This is a genomic window from Desulfonauticus sp. (genome assembly GCF_055126295.1).
Window position 1 is genome coordinate 41063 of the sequence record NZ_JBSRHE010000001.1, and the last position, 22092, is coordinate 63154.

Below are 22092 nucleotides of genomic sequence, written 5' to 3' on the forward strand. Positions count from 1 at the left end.
AATTGCTGATTTTACGACCCAGAAACATATCTTTAACTAAAAAGATATCAATATTTTTCTTCTTAGTTTTATCTTCCTTTTTAATCTTTGCCTTAATACTCTTTTTTCTAAAAAAAAACCCTCTTTTAATATATAAGACAATCTTTTTTACTCCCTTTTATGACTTTTATTCCTTTTCAGAAGTAATAGTAAAGTCAACCCCTTTAATTTTAACTGGATTTTCTGTACTTATAGCCATAAGAATAGGTCTTTGGAATATAGGAGTAGAAGGACAATTGGTCCTGGGAGCCATATTTAGCAGTATCTTTTCCCTTTATTTTACTAAATATTTTCCGTCTTCTACTCACCTGTTTTTTGCCCTGTTTTTTAGTCTTGTAGGTGGAGCTCTTTGGTCTTTTTTCCCTATAATCTTAAAGCTAAAATGGAAGATAAATGAAATTATCTCCTCTTTACTTTTAAACTATGTAGCCATTATCTTGATGGAGCATCTTTACTTTGGACCTTTAAGAGATCCTATGGGATTTGGATTTCCTGGCACTGCTATTTTCCCCCAAAGTGTGTGGCTGCCACGACTCTGGCATACCAGAATTTCTATAGCCTTGTTTATAGTTTTAGCTTTAATCCTGTTATTTTATTTCTTTTTAAAAAAGACACCCACAGGATATAAAATAAAGGTAATTGGTGAAAATCCTAAAGCTGCCCAATATGCCCATTTCAAACAAAAAAAACTCCTGCTCGCAATGTTTCTTTTAAGCGGAGCTATGGCTGGCCTGGCAGGAGGAGAAGAGGTCCTGGGAATACACCGAAGATTACAACAGGGTTTAGCCATAGGCTATGGCTATGACGGGATTATTGCAGCTTTTTTAGCGCAAAAAAATCCCCTCTTACTTCCCTTAGTAAGTATATTTTTAAGTATTTTAAAGGTAGGAGCAGAAGAAGTACAGAGTGTATTTCACCTTTCAGCTTCCTTTACCCAGGTTTTAGAAGGATTTATTCTTCTGGCTTTTCTAATGGCTAAAACTTTTAGTGAATTTAAATTAACCAGAGTTAAAACTGTAAAAAATTAAGATGGAAGATTTTTTATTTATTTTAGGTATTACTTTACAATCCAGTGTAGCAGTATTGCTGGCCTCTCTGGGCGAAATTATTACAGAAAAAAGTGGGATTTTAAATTTGGGCTTAGAAGGAATAATGTTATTTTCTGCTTTTATAGGATTTATTTGTACCTGGTACACCCAGTCTTTAATTCTAGGTTTTATGGGAGCAATGCTTGCAGGTGGCTTACTTGCCTGTATACATGCTTTTTTCTGTATTCATCTGGGAAGTGATCAAATCTTAAGTGGACTGGCTCTTACTATTTTAGGAACAGGACTGGCTAATTTTTTAGGAAGAAGTTTTATTGGCCTCCAAACCCTATCCCTGGCTTCCTTTAGTCTAAAAAGCTACTACCTTAATATTTTGCTCAGGCAATTAAATGTATTGGTAATTCTAGCTTTTATTTTAACTTATCTAATTCACTTTATTTTAAAAAAGACTACCCTTGGACTAAATCTAAGCAGTGTGGGAGAAAACCCTCAGGTAGCTTCCAGTGTAGGCTTAAATGTCTATAAATATCGCTATCTAGCCACTATTCTGGGAGGAATGTTAACAGGCCTGGGTGGGGCCTATCTATCTCTTGCTTATACCCCGGGCTGGAAAGAAAACATGACCGGAGGACAAGGCTGGATTGCCATTGCTATGGTGATTTTCTCCTGTTTAAAGCCAATAAGAGCACTTGTAGGGGCATTTTTATTCGGCGCTTTTATGGCCCTACAATTTTATTTTCAGGCCATTGGTAAAGAACTCATTCCTGCCTATATTTTAAAAATGCTCCCCTTTTTACTTCCCCTGGTTATTTTAATCTTAATAAACAGAAAAAATAGCAAATATTCCTTTCCTCAAGGTTTAGGAAAACCTTTTTTACGAACCTAAATTAAGCTTTTTTTACCCAATCCAGCATCTCTTCTAACCTGGATATAGACCTGATAATCTCTTTTGGGGCAAAATTTACATTTTGCAAATTTAAAAGAACATAGCTAGTAAATATTCTAAAAAAGGGAACACTCTTTTTCCAATATTCTTCATCAATATCTTTTTTTAATATTTTTAAAAATTTTGCAATTTCTTGAATCCATACTTTTCGCAAACTACTCCTTAAAGTAAAAATATGATTTAAACACCTTTTAGCTCTATCTTCTGGCCACAAACCAAACAAGTATCCAAAATAAAAAAACCAAAAACTCCTAAATTCTTCCTTAAAAGATAAATAAGGCAAATTATGCTCAAGATAAAAAAGCCCTCTTCTTCTACTTACTATACCTATATGCTTATTTAAAAGTGGATAATGCTCTAAAAAAGAAAGTATATCCCTGGGTTCAACCTTTTGATTACAGGATAAGTTTTTATTGCATTCCCAACAGGGATAACAACTAATTAAAGGTCTTAGAACAAAATTTCCAGGCAAATAAGGACCTGTATCCCAGGCACTAACATTGCCTAAAGATAAATTTAAAACCCTCTGTCCCATAAAAACAGCAATATGCATAGGTCCTGTATCAGGAGTGATTAGCAAATCAAAATAACTGAGACTTTTACTAAATTCTTTTAAGGCAAACCTGGCTGTAAGATTGGCCTGCCTGGGTAGTAAACACTCCTGCTCAATTTGTTGAGCCAGAGCCTTTTCCTTTTCTCCCCCCAGTAAAAAAGGAGTATAGCCCTTAAACAGTAATTTTTGGGTCAATTCTATCCAAAAACTTGCTCCTGGAGTCTTATCCTTACTACTTGCCCCTAAAAAAAGTCCTATTTTTTTAGGAGAAGTGGCAGGTAATTTTTTCCATTTTGTATTTTTTAGAAGGGAGTAAGGAATAACATCTAAACTATTTAATTCAGCCCAATGAAAACTATTGTGCCTATTGTTATGAACCAAACTGTTTTTATAGAGTTGCCACTTACCCAAGACATAAAATTCATTATTCTTGGTAGCAATTAAACCTATTTTTTTTTCTGCTTGTAAATCCCTCGTTAAAAAAGCACTTTCCTTTCTATGGCTTAAGTTTATAATTAAAGAAAATTTTTGTTTAGTTAAAAAGGATAAATTTTCCCAGGAAAAAAAGCTTACGCCTAAAAACACATCCTTTAAATCCTGCCAAAAAGCTTTTTCTCCTAAAATAAAAATGGGATTATGGGGATAAACTTGCTTTAACCATAAAAACAAGGGATAAGTTAAAACTATATCCCCTATTCTATGTAATTGGACAATAAGAATTGGCTTCATTTAATTAAAAAGTTTAGACATTGTAGAATACAAAGTTTTTAATCTATTTTCATAAGTGTGTTCAGAAATAATTCTCTTTCTAGCTTTTTCTATAATTTTATTTCGTTCACTATCTTTATTTAAATAAAATTTTACTAGTTCTTTTATTTCTGACTTATCTTTATAATAAATTACTTCCTTTCCAGCTTCAAATAAGTGTTCTATTTGATACCTATAATCTGTAAGTAAAAAGTTTCCACTAGCGGGCACATCAAAAACCCTTTGATTAACAGCTCCCTTCATTTGAGCACTGGTAGCGTTAAAATTAATCTTACTCTGCCCATAAAAATAAGGAAGCTCTGTATAATAATTTAGTTCTTGATGATAGCTCCATAAGTCATTTGCTTTTAATAACTTAAACCAGCCTCTATCTCCTACAATTACAGGTCTAAAACTTAAAATCTCTTTAATATTTTCCAAACGATATTCCAGGGTAGATTGCCAGGTTATTAAGGTTTCCAGATCCAATTTGCTTTCAATACTAGGTAAATCAAGCCATAATTGATATAAATTTGGATAATGGTCTCTTAAAAAGTCACTCACGACCAAGTAATCACTATCTTTAAATTCAAAAGCTACCTGCTTATAATGCTGAAGAATAGTTTCAAATGATAGCAACTTTTCTTCTCTGGCTTTTACCTTGTAATACATGGAATTGCCAACAAAAGAGATGGGGATAGATAGTCTATTCACTATCTTTAAATTATTTTTAGGATTAAAACGAGTTGTATCTGTAGCCAAAGGCAGATAATAAACTCTAGAAAATCCTCTTTCCTTAAGAAGAGAAATATTGTCTATATCCCAGGTAAAAATAACACTATAATTGCTTTTTACTTTGTGATACATGTAAAGAATTAGATGAGGATTATCTACAAACCAGGAGGCTAAAGGTAATTCCAGCTTTTCCAAAAGATCCATTAAAATGCCTTCTTTATCCACTCCTAAATGATTTATAGTTAAAATAAAATCTGGCTTAAACTCTAAGATTGCTTTTAACAAGAGCTTAATAAACTCTTCGGAACCTATTTCTTGATTTTCTAGATGCAAAAGATAGTATTGATAATCTAATTTTTTACAAGCAGTAATTATTTCTCCAATTAAAAAATACTTACTGGTTATTAATAAAATTTTTGGTTCAGCAGTAAATTTTCTATATTTTGCTTTTTCCCAAAAATTAAATTTATAATTGGCATTTAATATTTTGAAAATAGGCTGATAAAAACTGGAATACTTTTTCCAGAAATAAGGTATAGTTATGGGTAAAAAGGGCTTGCCCTGTAAATGTTCCTTTTGCCAGAAAGTTAATTTTTTAATGATGTTTTGTTCCCTTTCATCCTGAATAACATGTCTGTTTTTAAGGTTAATATTTTCTTTAAGATTACCGGGCAAAATAAATAAAAAATCATTTGCTAGAGATGATAATTTTTCTTCAATTATTTTAGAATAGCCCAGAATAATGGGGATATGATTGGGATTTGCTTTTACTTTAGCTAAAAGATTATTTAAGAATTTATCAGGATAATTTCCTAGAAAATCATTATTTTCTTCAGGCATAATTCCAGTTATTACCAGCCTTCAACTTGCGGACGATGAAAATAAAACTCTACTCTTCTATTTAAAGCTCTATTGCTAGGAGAAGTATTGGGGACCAGGGGTCTGGTATCTGCATAACCTACAGCTTTAAGCCTGGAAGGATTTATTCCTCCCTTTTCCACAATATAACGCAAAGCTGCTGCAGCTCTGGCTGCTGAAAGTTCCCAGTTGGAAGGGAAGTTAGCTCCAGCAGGGGTATCATCTGTATGTCCTCTAACAATAACATCAAAGTTATTTTCCTTTAACAGCTTAATAACTTCATTTAAAACAGGATAGGCTTCTGGCTTCAAGACTGCAGAGCCTGGTTTAAACATAACTCCACTGCTTACCCTAATAAGTACTCCATTATCATCAGAAGTGACATCAACATTTTTTTTAAGCAATTCATTTTCTTCTAACACTGCTTTTAATTTTAAAACCATTCCCAGAAGCATACGCGTATCTTGGTCTATTTTAATATCCTTACGTTCAAATTGCGAAGGAGAAAAGGCAATATAATCAGCCTGTTTTCTTTGGACCTGAACCCCAAAGGCATCCTTAATAGAACCCATCATATCTCTAAATTTTTGCACATCTTGATTGGAAAAAGAGAGTAAAAGCACAAAAAAAGTAAGCAACAAAGACATCAAGTCTGCAAAGGTAGCTAACCAACCAGGTAAGCCTTCTTCACATCTGCATTCTTCTTGCTTGGCCATCTCCCTTATCCTTCAGAACCTTCTCTTAAGGCTGGAGCCAGGAAAGCTTCCAGTTTATCCTGCGTAATTCTTGGGTTTTCTCCATTTAAAATGGAGATAATCCCCTCCACAGCAATTTCCATAAACAAGACTTCTTCTACACTCTTTTGTTCCAATTTTTTGGCTATAGGTAAAAAGACTACATTGGCCAACACAGCGCCATAAAAGGTAGTCAACAAAGCTACGGCCATAGCAGGACCAATGGAAGAAGGATCGTCTAAAGTCTGTAACATTTGCACCAAACCAATCAAGGTTCCAATCATACCAAAGGCAGGAGCCATGGTGCCCATGGATTTAAAAATCTCTTGCCCAATCAAATGTCTTTGCTTCATAAAAGCTATTTCTGTTTCTAATACTGAACGCACCAAATTCTCTGCAGTGCCATCCGCCACTAAAAGTATTCCTTTTTTCAGAAAAGGATCATCCACATTAGCTTTTTCTAAAGCCACCAAGCTTTCTTTTCTGGCCAAATTGGCCAGATCCACTATGTTTTTAATCAAGGCCTTAGGGTCTGGTGGAGCACCAAAAAAGGCCTTGAGCATAACTTTTACTGCTCCTAAAACCCTGCCCATGGGAAACATTACAAAGGTAACAGCTAAAGTTCCACCAACTACTATCAAAATAGAAGGAATATCAATAAAAGCTCCAAAATTACCACCCAGGATAATAGAGCCGACAATCAACCCAAAAGCCAGGACTATACCAATAATAGTACCTATATCCATACCTTAGAACCTCGCTAAACTCATTTAACTATAGCAGGAGATTTAAGTTTAATTTCTTCCTTTTCCAATTCAAAACGCTTATTCTCCAAATCTTCATCTACCTTATAATAAAAAGGACCGATACTCACTTCCACTCCAGAACGTATTCTGCCTGGAACTACCAGTTTAGCTTGCGCATTAAAGTTGTGATTTATTTTTTCACTATTTTTATCCATAATTTTTTTCATTTTAGCTAATTTTATTTCTAAAGATTGTAACTTATCTTGATATTCTTCCTTATAAATATCATTTTTATTTATTTTCAATTTTAAATTTTCTATCTCTTTGATTAAATCCTTAATTTTTGTTTCTAATTCCATATACTTTTTTATAAAAGAAGCTTTATATCCAAGGATAATTTCTGTTTTTACTCCCATTCCACCGCCCAATTGGTTTTGAGCAAAAAACAATTTAGTAGAAACTCCTAGTCCTCCTTGCATTCTATCTTTTACAATGATATATTCATCAGCAAACAATTTACTGTGAATAGAAGAACCATCTATAATTAATTTTTTACCAGAAAATAAAAATGATTTTTCACAAAAAGAAGTTTTTAAATTTTCTTGAGCTATAATTTCGGCTTCTCCTCCTCCCTTTACTCCACCTTCAATTAAAATAGACCCTCCAGCGTAAACCTTTGCTGCTTCTACATTGCCTTTTATTCTAACATTATGCCCTTTTACTTCAAAACCGCTACGCACTGTACCATGCACAATCAAATCACCTACAAAATAAACATTTCCTGTATGAAAATCGACATCTCTTCTTACATTTAAAACAGTTTTAACAGCTATTTTTCCTTCAAAATAAAACACATAGCCATTGGCAGTGGCAATGATTTGATTTTTATTTTGAGGATTAATAGCCACATTAGGCCCTAAAGGCCAGTGTTTTTTTTCACTCACAAAGCGACTGTCCAGATTATCAACTTCTGTTAAATCTACCTCTTTCCATTCTGCCAATATCTGTCCGGCGATAACATTTTGTACATAATCTAAATTGTAATGATCTACTCGTCCATCTTTTTGGAGTTTTGGTTTTAAATTTTGATAATCAAAATCTGGATCAAAATAATGATGTAAATAATATGGCATAGTATATATTATATTTCTTATAAGTCTAAAATTAAATCGTCTATATCTTCTACTACATCAAAAAAATGATATATATTAACCAATTTTAAAGTCTTAACAACTTGTTTAGAGGGGTTTACTAAAACAAATTTTCTTCCCATTTGTTTTATTCTATTACTTAAAGCAACTAAAAAACCTATTCCGCTACTATCCATAAACTCTATTTCTGCTAAATCAACAGCAAATATTTTCCACTCTTCAGAAAGAGAGTTTTCTAACTTGGGTTTTATATCTTCAACATTTTCTAAAACCAGTTCTCCGGATAGTTTAACTAAATAAATATCATCCTTTTTTTCCACTAAAATTTCTTCCATAAATTTTCCTCCAATTTTTTGACCATTATCACTTCATTTCTATCCCCAACCCTTTTATAAATAAAATCGTTCATTATTTTGCGAATAATATATATTCCTCGACCTGAAGTAGAACTATCGTGAGGCAAGCTCTTAGAAGGTTTAAATTCTATTCCCCAATCTATCACCTTAAAAATAAGTCTATCCTGGAAAATTATTTCTAGAATAAATTTTATCTTTTTATTTCTCTCTTCTTGAGGATAGGCATGAGTGAGAACATTGGTGCAAGCCTCAGTTAAAGCTAATTCCAGGTCATAAATAACATCCTCTTTAATTATTTTTTTTAGAATTGCGACTATGGATACAACTAACAATCTTACACTCTTAGGAGTAACTATAGTTTCAAATATAAACCTCATAACTTACTCTTTTTTATTATACACCAATAAGGCTGTTAAATCATCTCTATACATGGGAGAAAAGTCACCCAGCTTATCTAAACCAAAAATTATCTCCTCCAAATATATTTTTTCTCCTTTAAAATGTTTGGTTACAAAATCTAAAAACCTCTCCAGACCAAGCTGCTCTCCATCTTCAAAATCCCATTCATAAAAACCATCAGTATAAAGAAAAATAGCAAAATCATTTTTATAACTAACTGTAATATGTTGAGGATCAATAGGAAAAAAACCTAAAACAGGATAATCAGGCTTAAGATAATTAATTTCTTTATCAATCCTTATCACTGCTGGACAATGCCCGGCATTAATATAAGAAAAAGTTTTATCCTTTAAATTAAGTTCTCCAATAAAAAAAGTCACAAAGTCAGATTCATCTCCTACAATTTCAATTAAACTTTTATTTATTAAATCCACAAGTCTTGATAAAGCATACTGTTCATTCTTCTCCAGACGAAAAATAGTCCTTACAATAGCCATAATAAAGGCCGCCCTAGCCCCATGCCCAGAAACATCGGCCACACAAAACCGTAATATATCCTCAGATACTTTTATATAATCATAATAGTCTCCGCTAGCTTGGCCAGAAGGTCGATAGTAAGACTGCAGACCTATCTTAGGAAAATGAAAACTTTCTTTGGGTAAAAGCTTACTTTGTAAAGAAGAAACCAGATCCATTTCTCTATTAATACGTTTATAAGCTCTTCTTAAGTTTTCCAAAAGTACTATCTGCCTCTTAGCAACCTGTATTCTGGCTTTTAACTCATCTTTAGTAAAAGGCTTTGAAAGTATATCATTGGCTCCTACACTTAAAACTTTTACCTTTAGTTTATCATTATCATCAGCAACAAAAGTAATAATATAAGTATCTTGGTCATTAACGCTATTACGTAAATAATCAACCACACTTATTCCATTCATTTTAGGTAAATTTATATCTAAAAGAATTAAATCCGGTTTTAACTCGTAATATTTTTCAATTACTTGCTCTCCATCATATACAAAATGGACCTCAAAATCCTTATTTAAAAAAGAAGCAAGCACCTTTAGGTTAGCTTTGGAAGTATCAGCCATTAATACTTTATATTTACTCATTTTTTATCCTATCCCCAATTCTTTACTATCTAACCATATAGTTACCGGGCCATGATTAATCAAGCTTATATCCATCTCTGCTCCAAAAATTCCAGTTTTTACCTCAGGATATTCGGATTTAAAATACTGGGTTAAACGTGCAAAGAGTTCCTTGGCCTGCTCTCCTCCTAAGGCTTTAGAAAAGCTAGGACGCCTACCTTTCCTGCAATCAGCATATAAAGTAAACTGTGAAACCAGTAATATTTCGCCCCCTATTTCCTGCACATTAAGATTTAGCTTATTTTGCTTATCTGAAAATATACGTAAATATAAAGTTTTTTCAATCATTTTTTTGAATTGACTTTCTGTCCAGGAAAAGTCTTTCTCTTCCAATCCCACAAATATAAGTAATCCCTTACCTATTTTGGCAACTGTTTGTTCTTGAATAGTTACTTCAGCTTTTTTTACCCTTTGAATTAAAAAACGCACCTATACCTCCTCATAAAAGGCCTGGGAATTATCACTTTCTGAGACCATTACATAGGATAAGCTTATGTTTTGAGGCAAAGTTTCCTTTAGTTTAAAAAAGATAAACTTAGCAATATTTTCAGAAGAAGGATTATTTACTCTAAAAAAATCTAATTCATTTAAAAACTTATGATCTAAATCCATTAATATATTTTTTAATTTTCTTTTTAACACTTTAAAATCTATAAGTATCTCTGTATCCTTTTCTAAACTATACCCATAAACTTCTATCTCAACTCCAAAATTATGGCCATGGACATTTTCACAACTACCTTCATAGTTTCTTAAACTATGAGCAGCACTAAATTTATCCTTAATTCTAAGCCTATATCTTTTATCCATAAATAACTCCTTAATTAATTATAGACTTTACTTCTTTCCAAAAATTTTCATTTGGATTTATCTTCCATTTTGGACTCAAACACATCAAGCAACTAAAATCATCATTTATAATATTTACTTTCACCTCTACCTTTCCAGGATACTTATTAAAAATAGCTTTCAATTTATCTACAAGAGATAAATCTTCTATATATCTTATTTCTAAAACCACAGGGTCAGAACTATCGCCTATTTTCTCTCTTAGCAATTCTATTGTATTTACTATTATTTTTAGCTCTCTATTTTCCCTTTCTTCTTCACTAGTTTCTGAGTCATTCCTGCCTTCATAACTACTAACCCTACCTTCTACATATAAAGGTTCCTCTTCATCTAAGAATCTAGCATATTGTAAATAAGTATCCCTAAACAAACTCATTTCTGCTCTGCCGCTAAAGTCTTCTATTTCGCAAAAAGCCATTTTATTGCCATTTTTATCCACTTTTACTTTTTTTTGTACACAGATTACTGCTAATTTGACTTCGCTTCCAGGACTAAATTCTTTACATTGCTCTATATTAAAAAGATTTAATCTTTTTAGATTTTCTCTATAAGGATTTAAAGGATGACCAGTTAAGTATAATCCTAAGGCTTCTTTTTCCAAACTAAGCTTTTCTTTTTCTGTAAATTCCTGTATTTCATTCTCCTTTGCCTCTATACCAAGTCCAGGTAAGTTACATTCATCCTCAATATTAGCTTCTGAAAAAAGACTCTTTTGCTGACAGGTTTTATTCTTATTTCTTTTTTGAGCCAGACTAGTAACTTTTTCCATTCCCAGAAGCAAAGCCTGCCTACTTATTTGAAAGCAGTCCATAGCTCCACTTTTTATAAGCATTTCTATTACTCTTTTGGTTACTTTACTTAAATTTACGCGAGAGCAAAAGTCTAACAAAGATTTATAAGGACCATTTTTTTCTCTTTCTTCAATAATATTATCTATGGCGCTTTTACCTACATTTTTAATGGCTCCCAGGCCAAAACGCAATTTCTCTTCTTCTACACTAAAATGAAAATAACTATGATTTACATCAGGAGGCAGAATTTCTATTCCCATTTCCTTACAAGCATTTAAATGTTTAACGACCTTGTCAGTGTGTTGTACTTCTGAAGTTATAAGAGCAGCCATAAATTCTACAGGAAAGTGTGCTTTTAAATAAGCAGTTTGATAAGAAATAAGCGCATAGGCAGCACTATGGGATTTATTAAATCCATATCCAGCAAACTTTTCCATTAAATCAAAGATATATTCAGCTATTTCCTCTTTAATATTTTTCTTTCTGGCTCCTTCCAGAAATCTATCTCTTTGTTTAGCCATAATCGCAGGGTCTTTTTTACCCATGGCTCTACGCAAAATATCACCTTCTCCCAGGGAATAATCTGCAAGTACAGAAGCTATTTGCATTACTTGTTCTTGATATAAAATTACTCCATAGGTTTCTTTTAAAATAGGTTCCAGTTGAGGAAGAGGATATTTAACCTCTTTTCTGCCATGTTTACCATCAATAAAATCCTGCACCATACCACTTTGCAAAGGACCAGGACGATAAAGGGCCAACAAAGCAATAATATCTTCAAAACAACTGGGTTTTAGATCTCTCAGTACATTGCGCATTCCAGAACTTTCCAATTGAAAAACTCCGTCAGTTTCTCCCTGACAAAGCAGCTCAAAGGTTTTTTGATCATCTAAAGGCAGGTTATCCAAATCCGGCACTTCTTTTCCATTTTGTCTGGCAAAATTAAGGGTATTTTGAATTACCGTAAGGGTTTTAAGGCCCAAAAAGTCAAATTTAATCAGACCAGCCTTTTCCACTCTTTTCATATCAAATTGAGTAACTACTTCCCCCTGTTTCCCTAAATACAGTGGTAAATATTCCCACATGGGCTTATCTGAGATAACAATTCCAGCAGCATGAGTGGAAGCATGCCTGGCCAGACCTTCTAATTTACTTGCGATTTCCAGCAATTTGGCTATTTTTTCATCTTCTTCCTTTAATTTGGCCAGCTCTGGTTCCTGCTCCAAGGCCTTTTTAATGGTCATTTTGGGTTCATCTGGGACAAGTTTGGCAATCTTGTCCACCAGAGAAAGCTTAATACCCAAAGCCCTACCCACGTCTCTTACTGCAGCCTTGGCCTTCATGGTACCAAAAGTGGTAATCTGGGCTACATTGTCTTTACCATACTTCTTAGAAACATACTCAATTACTTCTTCTCGCCTTTCATAACAAAAATCCACATCAATATCAGGCAGGCTAATTCTCTCCACATTTAAAAAGCGTTCAAAAAGCAAATTATAACGAATGGGATCTAAATTGGTAATTCCAAGAGAATAAGCTACCAAACTTCCCGCAGCTGACCCTCTTCCTGGACCTACAGGAATACCCTGTTTCTTAGCCCAGTTAATGAAATCCTGAACGATCAAAAAATAGGCAGGAAAACCTTTTTCACAAATTACATCTAATTCTTTATGCAGGCGTTGCCAGTAAATATTTTCATCTTGCACATAATTTAACTTAGCTAGCCTTTTCTTTAAACCATCTTCAGCCAGTCTTCTAAATTCTTCTTCTAAAGATACACCTTCAGGTAGTTCGTAATGAGGAAAATAGTGATTACCAAGAGATAACTCTAAATTACACTGCTCAATAATATTTTCTATATTATCCAGAGCTTCAGGACAAAAAGAAAAATAATCCTGCATTTCCTCATAGGATTTGTAATAAAGCTCACTAGTATTAAAACGCATTCTATTAACATCATCTACCTTGGCATTTGTCTGAATGCACAAAAGTATATCGTGCGCTTCTACATCTTCTTTATTTAAATAATGACAGTCATTAGTGGCTACTATAGGTAGTTTTGTCTTTTTGGATAACTCATATAAAAATTCATTTACCTTGTCCTGTTCTGGCAAACCATTGGCCTGAACTTCCAGGTAAAATCTCTGAGGAAAAATACTTGCATACTCTTGGGCTCTTCTTAAAGCCTCTTCTGCTCCAAATTTTTGATAGGCAAAAGGAATCTCTCCCTGCAAACAGGCAGAAAGAGCAATAAGCCCTTCACTATATTTTTTTAAGAGCTTTTTATCTGCTCTAGGTTTATAATAAAAACCTTTTAACCAGGATTTAGAAACAATTTTTAAAAGATTTTTATAGCCAATCTCATTTTGAGCTAACAGTACTAAGTGAAAACGCTCCTGGCTTTTTTCCTGCATATCAGGAGCCACATAAATCTCACAACCAATAATTGGCTTTAAGCCATAATCCTTGGCCTTTTGATAAAAGGTAAGAGCACCAAAAAGATTTCCATGATCCGTAATAGCTACAGCAGAAGAACCAAAATCCTTGGCCTTTTTACATAGATCATCCAGTCTAATAGCTCCATCTAAAAGACTATATTCTGTATGACAGTGTAAATGAGTAAAATCCATAATTAATCTCCTACGTATAAATACCTTTTTATTTTTTGGGTAGGAGTTTTTTCAAAAGGCTCTACTTGCTCTATGATTTTGTTTATCCTGGAGTACGCTGGCAAAACCTTATTTACCTCTTCTTTTATTTCTTCTAATATTTTTTCTTTTTTACTTCTAAACTCACTTTCCGTAAAATTTTTCCAGGAAAAAAAATCATCCAAGTATTGTTGATCAAAATAAATTCTGGCTATTAATTGATTTCCTTTAGAGTATACCAGAGATTCTAAGACAAATTCATTATCATTTAAAACAGATTCTATTTCTTCAGGATAAATATTTTTACCGTCAGCTCCGATAATAACACTTTTACTTCTGCCCTTAATAAATAGATAGCCATCTTTATCTAAATAACCCAGGTCTCCAGTTTTCAACCAACCATCAGAAGTAAAGGTTTCCCTGGTTAAGGTAGGAGCCAAAAAATAGCCTTTCATTACATTTTCACCTTTTACCAGAATCTCTCCTTCCTTTCCCTTACCTTTTCTATCTATCCTCACTTCAATTCCTGGTAAAGGCAAACCACAAGAGCCAAGTCTAGTCTCTTTAGGTCCAGTACCTGCTATCAAAGGAGAGGTTTCAGTCAAACCATACCCTATACAATAGGGAAATTTAGCTTCTCTTAAAAACTTTTCCACCTCTAAAGACAAAGAAGCTCCGCCAATACAAAAAGCCTTTAAATTTCCACCAAAAGTTTCTTTTAATTTAGCACCTATTTTCTTATTTATTTTTTTTCTTAAAAAGGTAACCTTATAAATAAGATTTAAAAGAAAATTCTTTTTTATTGTCTTTAACACTCTATTTTTATATATCTTCTCTATAATCAAAGGAACGCTTAACATTATATCTGGCTTTACTTTTCCTAAAGCCTTTATAAGCAACTTAGGAGATGGCTTACCTTTAAAGTAAAATATTTCTGCTCCATGTAATATGGGAGCTATCATTCCCAGGCTAAATTCATAGGTATGAGCAAGAGGTAAAATAGATAAAAACTTATCGCCTTCTTTAATATCTACCAGCTTAGCAGCTTCTTTAGCCACTTTATAAATACCTTGAGGGGTCAACATTACACCTTTAGAATTTCCTGTAGTTCCAGAGGTATAAACAATAGAAACACATCCTTCCAATTCTTTTAAAGCTTCAGTAAAAAGAAATTTACTTTTCCAGCGTAATAATTCCTCTTTACCGCGTTTAAATATTTTTTGAAAATAATCTGTACTTTCCTCTTCTAATAAACAAAGATTTTCAATATCAATAAAACATACTCCATCTAAAGAAGAATCAGCAAACTTTTGATAATTTTTTTATCTATAAAAACATAACTAGATTTAGAATGCTTTATTAAGTGTTCTAAAGAGCTTGTTGGAAAATCTACCAATAAAGGTACACATATTCCTTCATTCAGAACTATGCTCCAAAAAGCTATCACCCAATAAGGAGAGTTTTCACTTATTATTGTTACCCTATCTCCTTTTTGAAAACCATGCTCTTTAAGAAAGGAAGCATATCGTAATGCTTCCTCTCTTAAATCATTGTAAGTAAGTTTTTTTTCTCCTACAAAAGATAAGCAATTATTGTTTTTATATTTTTCTACTGTTTCATAAAATTTGCTTTTTAAGTCCACCAGCTTTCCTCTCTTTAAAGTCCCAAGTCTTTATTAATCAAAATTACTGTAATTCTTTTTTCTGGAAAACATTTTTCGTGAATAGTCCACACATTACAGATTCTATCTGGACTGTTACAATCGTGACACTCTCCAGTGGTAAGACAAGGAGTTTTTTTATTTAAGCGCATAGTATTAGCTGGAGCACTTAACTGTTTTACTCTCAGCATTGCTTCATCCAGGTCAGAGACAATCTTATTTCTTCCCACAAGCACAATGACCTTTTTAGGACCAAAGGCTAAAGCCCCTACTCTATTGCCAATCATGTCCAGATTTACCAACCAGCCATCTTCAGTAAGGGCATTGGTCCCGGTAAAAAAGAGATCCACCAAAAGCGCCCTTCTTCTGTTTTCCAAAGCCTCTTCTGGAGAAATGTCTTTACGATAAGTATCAATGACTTCTATATCTTCTCTTTTTCTCAGCAAATCATAAAGCCCACTTTGCACAAAGGTCATGGAGCCTCCCCAGGAAAGGCTAGAAGGATTAATAGCTGGCAATAACTTTTCTAAAACCAGTTTTCTAGCTTCCTCTTCAGAAGGTACCACATACGCTGAAAACTTATTCTTTTCCAACTTTTCCTTAACCTTATTTAACCTCATTTCCCAAAATTTTTCTAAAAATTCACTCATCTTAAAACCTCCACTAAGCCGAAGTAAAAAACCCCTTTTGTTTACCTTTATCTAACTAAAAAAAAAAGTTTTTTTTTGCCTGGTTTTTTCTGTTATTTAAAGCAATTAAAGGAAAATCAGCAGATTAGGCTTTAAAACTGACAAAAAGGGTTTCTTTCAGAAAAATAATCAAATAACCCTAAATCCATTAGGTATTTTAAAAGCCAAAACAAACATCTTATCTTATGACAATTATTGACTAAAATATTTTTTTATGCAAAACTAAAAAATAAAATAAAAGGAGGTGAAAAATGAGTGAAGAGGTCAAAGGCTCTGTAGAGAGTTTAAAGAAAACTGCTAAAATAATCTATTTTCTAAATCTAGCTTCTTTAATCTTTGGTGTAACCAGTATCATTGCAGTAATAATGGCTTATATTTACCAGAGTTCAGAAAACCCAGAATGGATTAACACCCACTTTCGCTGGCAAATAAGAACTTTCTGGATAAGTTTTGTAACTGGAATAATAGGTGTAATTTTATCTTTTATCCTCATTGGCTATTTAGTTTTTATATTTCTCTTAATCTGGTGGATTGTACGCAATATCAAAGGTCTCAAGTGGTTAAATGAAGATAAACCAGTAGAAAACCCAACTACTTACTTTTTCTAAAAATATAGGGATAAACCTGGGCAACAATAGCTCCACTAAACATTAACACACACCCCCAAAAAGAACGGGAGGAAAGGGTTTCTCCAAGCAAGAACCAACCAGTTAAAGCTGCAAACACAGATTCTAAGCTCAAAAGAATAGAAGCATGGGCTGGGGGAGCATCTCTTTGGGCCACCACCTGAAGAGTATAAGCAACCCCAGCAGACATAAAGCCACCATAGAGCAAAGGAATTAGGCCATCATAAATATTTTGAAGAGTAATACTTTCTAAAACTAAAGCTACGAATAAACTAATAAGGGAATTTACAGCAAATTGAATAGCAGAAAGCAAAATACAATCTCGTTTAGGAGCAAAATAGGCAATAGCTAAAACATGAAAGGAAAACATAAGGGAACAAATTAAAACCAAAAAATCTCCATAATCCATAGAAAAGTCTTCTTTTATGGAAAGTAAATAAAGTCCAACTACAGAAAATAAAACCCCTATAATAATCTCTATTCTAATTTTTTGTTTGAAAAATATTCCAAGCAAAGGGACAATAACTACATAAAGTCCGGTAATAAAACCAGCTTTGCCTGCAGTGGTATAAACCATTCCAACCTGCTGAAAGGAGCTTCCTAAAAACAAAAGAACTCCCAAAATAAAGCCTGCTTTTAAAGAAGGTTTCAATTCTTTAAAAAAAGATTGAGGTTCTTTATCTTTATAAGTAAAGTAAATTAAAGGTAAGAGACTAAGAGAACCCAGGGCAAAACGAATAGCATTAAAATAAAAAGGGGTAAGACTGTCCATGCCTACCCTCTGAGCTACAAAAGCAGCTCCCCAGATAAAAGCAGTAAGCAAAAGAAGTAAATCAGCCTTAATTACCTGCCAATCTAAACGCATTCCAGAACTCCTTAAAAAATTAAAGGGGAGAACTTATTACAAGATTTTTTTTTGTCAACAGATAAAATAGGAAAAATAGAAAATTGTGTCTTTTGAAGAAAAGATTAATCTATTTTTTTTACCTGTTTAAAAATATTTTCTATATCTTTCAAATCAAAGGGTTTGGTTAAAAAGAAATTAACTCCCAGTTGAAAGGCTTTTTCTTTTATTTCTTCCAGCACATGACCAGTAATAATTACAATTGGAACCTTTACTCCTAAATCCCTTATCTTTTTTGTGCATTCAAGACCATTTAATTTAGGCATTTCTATATCTAAAAAGATTAAGTCAAAGTGATTATCCCTTTGCAATAAATTTAAGACTTCTTCTCCATTTTCTACAACAATAAAGTTGTCCTGCCCTAAAATCTTAAATACTTCTGTCATTAAAATTCTATTATCCAGACTATCATCAGCTAACAATATTTTATAATTTTCTTTTGTTGTCCTTTTTAAACTTAACTTCTCTTCTTCCTTTTGCTTGGGAACATCCAGGGTAAAAGGCAAGATAAAAGAAAACTCTGTTCCCTGATCAGGAATACTCTTACATTCTATTCCTTCTCCTCCCATTTTTTTTACCAATTCCCAGGCAATAGCTAATCCCAAGCCTGTACCACTATATTCTCGGTTCAACCCTGTACTTACCTGTATAAAGAGTTTAAATATATCCTTTTGTTTTTCTAGAGGAATACCTATTCCTGTATCCTTTATTAAAAATTTAACCCAAGCAATATCCTTTTCTTCTTTTATTACAGTTGAAGAGAAAATAATTTTACCTTCAGAGGTAAATTTTAAAGCATTGGATAATAAATTGTTTAAAACTTGTTCTAAACGAAGCTTATCACAATATACCCAAAAAGAATCTGCTAGATTACAATCAAATATAAATTCTAGATTTTTATTCTCACATTGAATCTGATAAGTATGGGCAATATTTTTTAGAATAAAACTTAAATTATTGGTTTTATTTTTTAATTCTAAAGAGCCTGCTTTTAATTTAGAAAAATCTAAAAGATCGTTTAGTATTAATACCAGGTTGTTAGCAGAATTTTTTATTAAAGATAAATATTTTTGATTTTCAGGTATTTTTAATTTTGTTTCCAGGACCTGAGTTAGGCCTAAAATTACATTTAAAGGAGTTCTAATTTCATGGCTGATGGTAGCTAAAAAGTTATCCTTTAATTTGTTGGCCTTTTCAACCCTTTGAGTTTCTTCTTTTAAAGCCAAAACCATTTTTTTTACCTGTTGGTAAAGATAGCCAAACTCATCTAAATGAAACTTTTCATTTTCTTTTTGCCAATCTATATCTTCATTTAATTCTATTCTTTTAGCAAGAAGGGTAAGTTTAGATAAAGGGCTGATTACATTTTTATGCAGAAAAAAAACAGCTAAAAAGAAGATAAACCCCAAAAGGATTAAGCTTATTAAAGAAATATAAGCATAGTTTTTAAATCTTTGAATGAACTCATCTAGTCTTTTAATTACAAATAAATCCAGATTTGCCCCGGAAAATTTAAAAGATAATGGTTTTAAATAAAACCCCTTTTCCCAAGAGCGATACTCATCTACTCCTGAGACCTTAAGAGAGTTTAATTTATCTAAATTCAGCCAGGAAGAACCTACAACAAATTTATCTCCCCACTTTACAGCTAAGCCCAGCTGGTTTTTCTGAGAAAGCTCTTTTAAAAAACTATCTCCAGGAAGAGGAGAAAAACTAACCAAGTACCCTATTCTTTTCATACTCTCATGTAAAATTGGGACTTTAACTGACAAATATATTTTGGAATTTAGAAAAGCAAATTCTACATCTTTTTTTAATTTATATTTTCTAAAATTTTCATTCTCAGAAGTAGAAAACACCAAATTATCATTTATATCTAAAATATTTATATGCTCAATACTACTACTTTTAAGTAATTCTTTAAGTCTTTTTTCTCCATAAAATGGTAAATCTAAAGATAAAACAACCCCTAAAACATTATCTTTAGATATTTGATAAGTTTTTTCAAGTATATTTTGAGCTTCATTATTCAATATTTTATCTATATAAAAAGTAGAAGAGTCTATATTCTCTTTTATATATTCGTTATACAAGTCATTATATAAATATAGTGAAATCGAAAGAAGCAAAACAAAGGAAAAGAAAAAAATAAAAAATATTGATAAGAACTTAACCTGTAAAGATTTCGGTTTATTTTTCATACTCAAATACCTTAATATCCTTATATATTCTATGAGCAGCAAAAAGAATATTTTTCGGTATATTTAAACCTAGCATCTTAGCCCTTTGAATATTAAAGGCCAAAGCATAAGCTCTGGCATCATCTATAGGGATATTTCCTGCAGCTACTCCTTGCAAAATTTTTATAGCTTTTTCTCCTGCCTGCTTACCCATTTCCTTAAAATCCACTGTAGCTCCACCTAAAAGTCCTAACTGACAGAAATAATAATTAACAGCAATATCTGGAATCCTAGAATTCTTTATGGTCCAGGCTAATATTTCATTAGGTCCTACTATCTGCTTACCTTGTCTAAGAGATAAGGCCAAAGGATAGATAGCATCTACCTGCTTTCTTTTATTTATTTCTAAAATTATCTTCTTGTATTCTTCAAAATTCTCAACAACTATGTTTTTTATTTCAATATCTGTTAAGTCTTTAGTTTCTAAAAATATTTGCTTGCTCAAGGCTTTTCCAGTAGTAGTATTATCTGTAATAACCAATATGGTCTTTAGATTAGGCAAGATATGTTTAAATACATTTATACTTTTCTGAGTATAAAGTTTTTCATATACTCCAGTTACATTATATCCAGGCTTTTCTTTGCTTATCATAAAATTAAAAATTTTGTTATAATCTTCTGGTAATCCATTTAATCCAGTAAACACAATGCTCTTGTTCTTATCTTTTAAAAAATTCATTCCAACGTATAAAAAGGAGTTGTCATCAAAGCATATAATTATTTCAGGATTTATTTTCTTTATAAACTCTATGGCCTCTTTTGCTACTTTTATAATTGATTTATGCTCTACATTTTTATTTTTTGTATCCATGTAAAAATCAAAAAACTCAACCTTTCCAGCCAAAGGAGAACTATTAAAGGCTTCTAATACTCCCTCCCTTTGAGGTCCTCCGCAAGCATCATCACAGTCATAACTGTGCACCAATACTATGCGCTTGTTTTCAGCCCAGGAAAAAGTAGAAAAATAAAGAATAAAACTTACAAGAACCAAAAAGACCAGGTAGAAGCGAGAAAGCATAAGGTAAACTCCTAATTTTTTTAGGATGAGAAAATAATTTTTTTTTAAAAAGAGGTCAATTCCAAGGAAGAAAAAATAAAAAAACCCAGGATGCCGTGAGTTAATTGAGGTTGGGACTCGTTTCTTTAATGGGACCAGCCCTTTCTTTTTACTTGGTGTTAGTCCCCCAACAACTAACCTTCACTAACATCCCAGGCTTAGTATTTATATAAACACTTTTTGCTTTTAGTCTAGTGGATTCTATCCTCGCTTGTTAAGATATTGGCCATAAATACTTTTAACTTTGCTGGCTTCTTTATAACCCAAAAACCTTTTATTTTCCTGGCTAACCTTTTTTAACTCTTCCTTAATCTTTTTTTGTAATTCTTTAGCCAGGGCAATCAACTTTTTATTTTCTTCTCTCAAATGAATTATCTTCTCCAGCTGGCCTCTATCACTTTGTAAAACCTCTCTTATTGCTTCTTCTCTTTTTTGAGCCAAAGCAAACGCCTGCTCTATATCTTCACTTTGAAGGGCTTTTTTTTCCTGGGTATAGATATCATAAATAGTTTTCATGGCTCTAATTTTTGGCAACCTTTTTTACTTCTTCTCTTAAATCACTTACTATCTTCTTCCACTCCTCTAAATGAGGTAGCAATTCATACTCAATTAAATCAGCCAGCAAAATCCAGTCTTCATTTTTTTGAACATCCAGTATTTCGGTAAAAAGATCTGATAAAATTTCCAGATTTTCTTCTAAATGTGGCACTGCTATCAAATTAAGTTCCTGCCTTATAGCCCCAATCATACCCATAAAATCCCTAAGTACCTGTAGAAAATCTTGATACATATCCAGGGCTTCAAAGTCATTAGTTTCCCGAAAAAGCTCGCTAACTTCTTTGCCTCCCTTAAGTAGTAAATTTATCACCTTATAAAGCTCTCTGGTAATATCTATTGCCAGCTTATCCACACTAACTGTTTTAATCTCTATTTTCTCTATTTCTTCAGTTTCAATGTCTTCAGCTTGATGAGGATAGATCTCTGAAAAGGCTTCGTCATTAACATAGACATCTGTTATAACCCTGTTTTTTAAAGGCTCTTCAGCCATTACTTTTACCAACAACTCTTCTAAATTATTAAATTTTTTTACTTCTAAATCGAGCTTTTGCCCATCGATAACTATCATTATTGGCCTCCTCCAAAAGTTCTTTTTAAAAAAGAATTCAA

The 22092-nt window shown here is 32.6% G+C and carries 22 protein-coding genes; 3 read left to right on the top strand and 19 right to left on the bottom strand.

Going from position 1 to position 22092, the window contains the following annotated elements; all coding sequences use genetic code 11:
* Nucleotides 1-2 precede the first annotated feature (2 nt).
* Both ACTCIM_RS00195 and ACTCIM_RS00200 read left to right on the top strand, forming a co-directional pair.
* On the top strand, nucleotides 3-1067 hold the full coding sequence (locus ACTCIM_RS00195) for an ABC transporter permease (RefSeq protein ID WP_472313192.1): 1065 nt from the start codon (nucleotides 3-5) through the stop codon (nucleotides 1065-1067).
* A 1-nt stretch (nucleotide 1068) separates the two neighbouring features.
* Nucleotides 1069-1971, top strand: coding sequence for an ABC transporter permease (locus ACTCIM_RS00200; protein WP_029967106.1), 903 nt, complete (start codon nucleotides 1069-1071; stop codon nucleotides 1969-1971).
* Nucleotide 1972: 1 nt separating this feature from the next.
* On the opposite strand, the gene ACTCIM_RS00205 is transcribed toward ACTCIM_RS00200, so the two are convergent.
* The 14 genes from ACTCIM_RS00205 to ACTCIM_RS00270 all read right to left on the bottom strand — a co-directional run bounded on the left by ACTCIM_RS00205 (nucleotide 1973) and on the right by ACTCIM_RS00270 (nucleotide 16059).
* Nucleotides 1973-3313, bottom strand: a complete 1341-nt coding sequence (locus ACTCIM_RS00205; protein ID WP_472313193.1) for a glycosyltransferase family 9 protein — start codon at nucleotides 3311-3313, stop codon at nucleotides 1973-1975.
* Nucleotides 3314-4906: a CgeB family protein gene (locus tag ACTCIM_RS00210; RefSeq protein WP_472313194.1), complete on the bottom strand. Its 1593-nt coding sequence runs from the start codon at nucleotides 4904-4906 to the stop codon at nucleotides 3314-3316.
* A gap of 11 nt (nucleotides 4907-4917) precedes the next feature.
* Nucleotides 4918-5640: an OmpA family protein gene (locus ACTCIM_RS00215; RefSeq protein WP_472313196.1), complete on the bottom strand. Its 723-nt coding sequence runs from the start codon at nucleotides 5638-5640 to the stop codon at nucleotides 4918-4920.
* Nucleotides 5641-5645: 5 nt separating this feature from the next.
* Nucleotides 5646-6404 (bottom strand): motility protein A, encoded by a 759-nt coding sequence (locus ACTCIM_RS00220; protein ID WP_472313197.1) that lies wholly within the window; start codon nucleotides 6402-6404, stop codon nucleotides 5646-5648.
* Nucleotides 6405-6424: 20 nt separating this feature from the next.
* On the bottom strand, nucleotides 6425-7537 hold the full coding sequence (locus tag ACTCIM_RS00225; RefSeq protein WP_472313198.1) for a FapA family protein: 1113 nt from the start codon (nucleotides 7535-7537) through the stop codon (nucleotides 6425-6427).
* Between the two features lie 17 nt (nucleotides 7538-7554).
* Complete coding sequence (locus ACTCIM_RS00230) at nucleotides 7555-7890, bottom strand: anti-sigma factor antagonist (protein ID WP_029967096.1); 336 nt, start codon at nucleotides 7888-7890, stop codon at nucleotides 7555-7557.
* The gene (locus ACTCIM_RS00235; protein WP_472313199.1) at nucleotides 7875-8288 is read right to left on the bottom strand and encodes an ATP-binding protein; all 414 of its coding nucleotides are present in this window, start codon (nucleotides 8286-8288) and stop codon (nucleotides 7875-7877) included. Before ACTCIM_RS00235 ends, ACTCIM_RS00230 begins: the two co-directional genes overlap by 16 nt.
* A gap of 3 nt (nucleotides 8289-8291) precedes the next feature.
* Complete coding sequence (locus ACTCIM_RS00240) at nucleotides 8292-9422, bottom strand: SpoIIE family protein phosphatase (protein WP_029967092.1); 1131 nt, start codon at nucleotides 9420-9422, stop codon at nucleotides 8292-8294.
* A 3-nt stretch (nucleotides 9423-9425) separates the two neighbouring features.
* Complete coding sequence (dtd, locus tag ACTCIM_RS00245) at nucleotides 9426-9890, bottom strand: D-aminoacyl-tRNA deacylase (RefSeq protein WP_472313200.1); 465 nt, start codon at nucleotides 9888-9890, stop codon at nucleotides 9426-9428.
* The gene (gene queD, locus ACTCIM_RS00250) at nucleotides 9891-10271 is read right to left on the bottom strand and encodes a 6-carboxytetrahydropterin synthase QueD (protein ID WP_029967088.1); all 381 of its coding nucleotides are present in this window, start codon (nucleotides 10269-10271) and stop codon (nucleotides 9891-9893) included. It abuts the gene before it with no gap.
* A gap of 10 nt (nucleotides 10272-10281) precedes the next feature.
* On the bottom strand, nucleotides 10282-13734 hold the full coding sequence (gene dnaE, locus ACTCIM_RS00255) for a DNA polymerase III subunit alpha (protein WP_472313377.1): 3453 nt from the start codon (nucleotides 13732-13734) through the stop codon (nucleotides 10282-10284).
* On the bottom strand, nucleotides 13734-14894 hold the full coding sequence (locus ACTCIM_RS00260; RefSeq protein ID WP_472313201.1) for an AMP-binding protein: 1161 nt from the start codon (nucleotides 14892-14894) through the stop codon (nucleotides 13734-13736). Before ACTCIM_RS00260 ends, dnaE begins: the two co-directional genes overlap by 1 nt.
* Before the next feature lie 143 nt (nucleotides 14895-15037).
* On the bottom strand, nucleotides 15038-15391 hold the full coding sequence (locus ACTCIM_RS00265) for an AMP-binding protein (RefSeq protein WP_472313202.1): 354 nt from the start codon (nucleotides 15389-15391) through the stop codon (nucleotides 15038-15040).
* A 14-nt stretch (nucleotides 15392-15405) separates the two neighbouring features.
* Nucleotides 15406-16059: a lactate utilization protein gene (locus ACTCIM_RS00270; protein WP_464279744.1), complete on the bottom strand. Its 654-nt coding sequence runs from the start codon at nucleotides 16057-16059 to the stop codon at nucleotides 15406-15408.
* Between the two features lie 290 nt (nucleotides 16060-16349).
* Between ACTCIM_RS00270 and ACTCIM_RS00275 the strand changes: the two genes are divergently transcribed.
* A complete protein-coding gene (locus tag ACTCIM_RS00275) occupies nucleotides 16350-16706 on the top strand; it encodes a DUF4870 family protein (RefSeq protein WP_029967074.1) in 357 nt (118 codons plus the stop codon).
* On the opposite strand, the gene ACTCIM_RS00280 is transcribed toward ACTCIM_RS00275, so the two are convergent.
* From ACTCIM_RS00280 to ACTCIM_RS00300, 5 genes are all read right to left on the bottom strand, one after another.
* Nucleotides 16690-17589 (bottom strand): DMT family transporter, encoded by a 900-nt coding sequence (locus tag ACTCIM_RS00280; protein ID WP_472313204.1) that lies wholly within the window; start codon nucleotides 17587-17589, stop codon nucleotides 16690-16692. The genes ACTCIM_RS00275 and ACTCIM_RS00280 overlap by 17 nt on opposite strands.
* Before the next feature lie 104 nt (nucleotides 17590-17693).
* Nucleotides 17694-19661 (bottom strand): ATP-binding response regulator, encoded by a 1968-nt coding sequence (locus ACTCIM_RS00285; RefSeq protein WP_472313206.1) that lies wholly within the window; start codon nucleotides 19659-19661, stop codon nucleotides 17694-17696.
* Between the two features lie 157 nt (nucleotides 19662-19818).
* Nucleotides 19819-20886 (bottom strand): ABC transporter substrate-binding protein, encoded by a 1068-nt coding sequence (locus ACTCIM_RS00290; protein ID WP_472313207.1) that lies wholly within the window; start codon nucleotides 20884-20886, stop codon nucleotides 19819-19821.
* A gap of 240 nt (nucleotides 20887-21126) precedes the next feature.
* A complete protein-coding gene (locus ACTCIM_RS00295) occupies nucleotides 21127-21459 on the bottom strand; it encodes a hypothetical protein (protein ID WP_472313209.1) in 333 nt (110 codons plus the stop codon).
* The gene (locus ACTCIM_RS00300; protein WP_472313210.1) at nucleotides 21446-22051 is read right to left on the bottom strand and encodes a DUF8043 domain-containing protein; all 606 of its coding nucleotides are present in this window, start codon (nucleotides 22049-22051) and stop codon (nucleotides 21446-21448) included. Before ACTCIM_RS00300 ends, ACTCIM_RS00295 begins: the two co-directional genes overlap by 14 nt.
* Nucleotides 22052-22092 lie beyond the last annotated feature (41 nt).

What these genes read in the sequence shown, in the direction of transcription:
- ACTCIM_RS00200 (WP_029967106.1), top strand. Translation starts at nt 1,069, where the DNA reads ATGGAAGATTTTTTATTTATTTTAGGTATTACTTTACAATCCAGTGTA.
- ACTCIM_RS00230 (WP_029967096.1), bottom strand. Translation starts at nt 7,890, where the DNA reads ATGGAAGAAATTTTAGTGGAAAAAAAGGATGATATTTATTTAGTTAAA.
- ACTCIM_RS00280 (WP_472313204.1), bottom strand. Translation starts at nt 17,589, where the DNA reads ATGCGTTTAGATTGGCAGGTAATTAAGGCTGATTTACTTCTTTTGCTT.
- ACTCIM_RS00270 (WP_464279744.1), bottom strand. Translation starts at nt 16,059, where the DNA reads ATGAGTGAATTTTTAGAAAAATTTTGGGAAATGAGGTTAAATAAGGTT.
- ACTCIM_RS00220 (WP_472313197.1), bottom strand. Translation starts at nt 6,404, where the DNA reads ATGGATATAGGTACTATTATTGGTATAGTCCTGGCTTTTGGGTTGATT.
- ACTCIM_RS00225 (WP_472313198.1), bottom strand. Translation starts at nt 7,537, where the DNA reads ATGCCATATTATTTACATCATTATTTTGATCCAGATTTTGATTATCAA.
- ACTCIM_RS00290 (WP_472313207.1), bottom strand. Translation starts at nt 20,886, where the DNA reads ATGCTTTCTCGCTTCTACCTGGTCTTTTTGGTTCTTGTAAGTTTTATT.
- ACTCIM_RS00300 (WP_472313210.1), bottom strand. Translation starts at nt 22,051, where the DNA reads ATGATAGTTATCGATGGGCAAAAGCTCGATTTAGAAGTAAAAAAATTT.
- ACTCIM_RS00210 (WP_472313194.1), bottom strand. Translation starts at nt 4,906, where the DNA reads ATGCCTGAAGAAAATAATGATTTTCTAGGAAATTATCCTGATAAATTC.
- ACTCIM_RS00240 (WP_029967092.1), bottom strand. Translation starts at nt 9,422, where the DNA reads ATGAGTAAATATAAAGTATTAATGGCTGATACTTCCAAAGCTAACCTA.
- ACTCIM_RS00235 (WP_472313199.1), bottom strand. Translation starts at nt 8,288, where the DNA reads ATGAGGTTTATATTTGAAACTATAGTTACTCCTAAGAGTGTAAGATTG.
- ACTCIM_RS00205 (WP_472313193.1), bottom strand. Translation starts at nt 3,313, where the DNA reads ATGAAGCCAATTCTTATTGTCCAATTACATAGAATAGGGGATATAGTT.
- queD (WP_029967088.1), bottom strand. Translation starts at nt 10,271, where the DNA reads ATGGATAAAAGATATAGGCTTAGAATTAAGGATAAATTTAGTGCTGCT.
- ACTCIM_RS00215 (WP_472313196.1), bottom strand. Translation starts at nt 5,640, where the DNA reads ATGGCCAAGCAAGAAGAATGCAGATGTGAAGAAGGCTTACCTGGTTGG.
- ACTCIM_RS00275 (WP_029967074.1), top strand. Translation starts at nt 16,350, where the DNA reads ATGAGTGAAGAGGTCAAAGGCTCTGTAGAGAGTTTAAAGAAAACTGCT.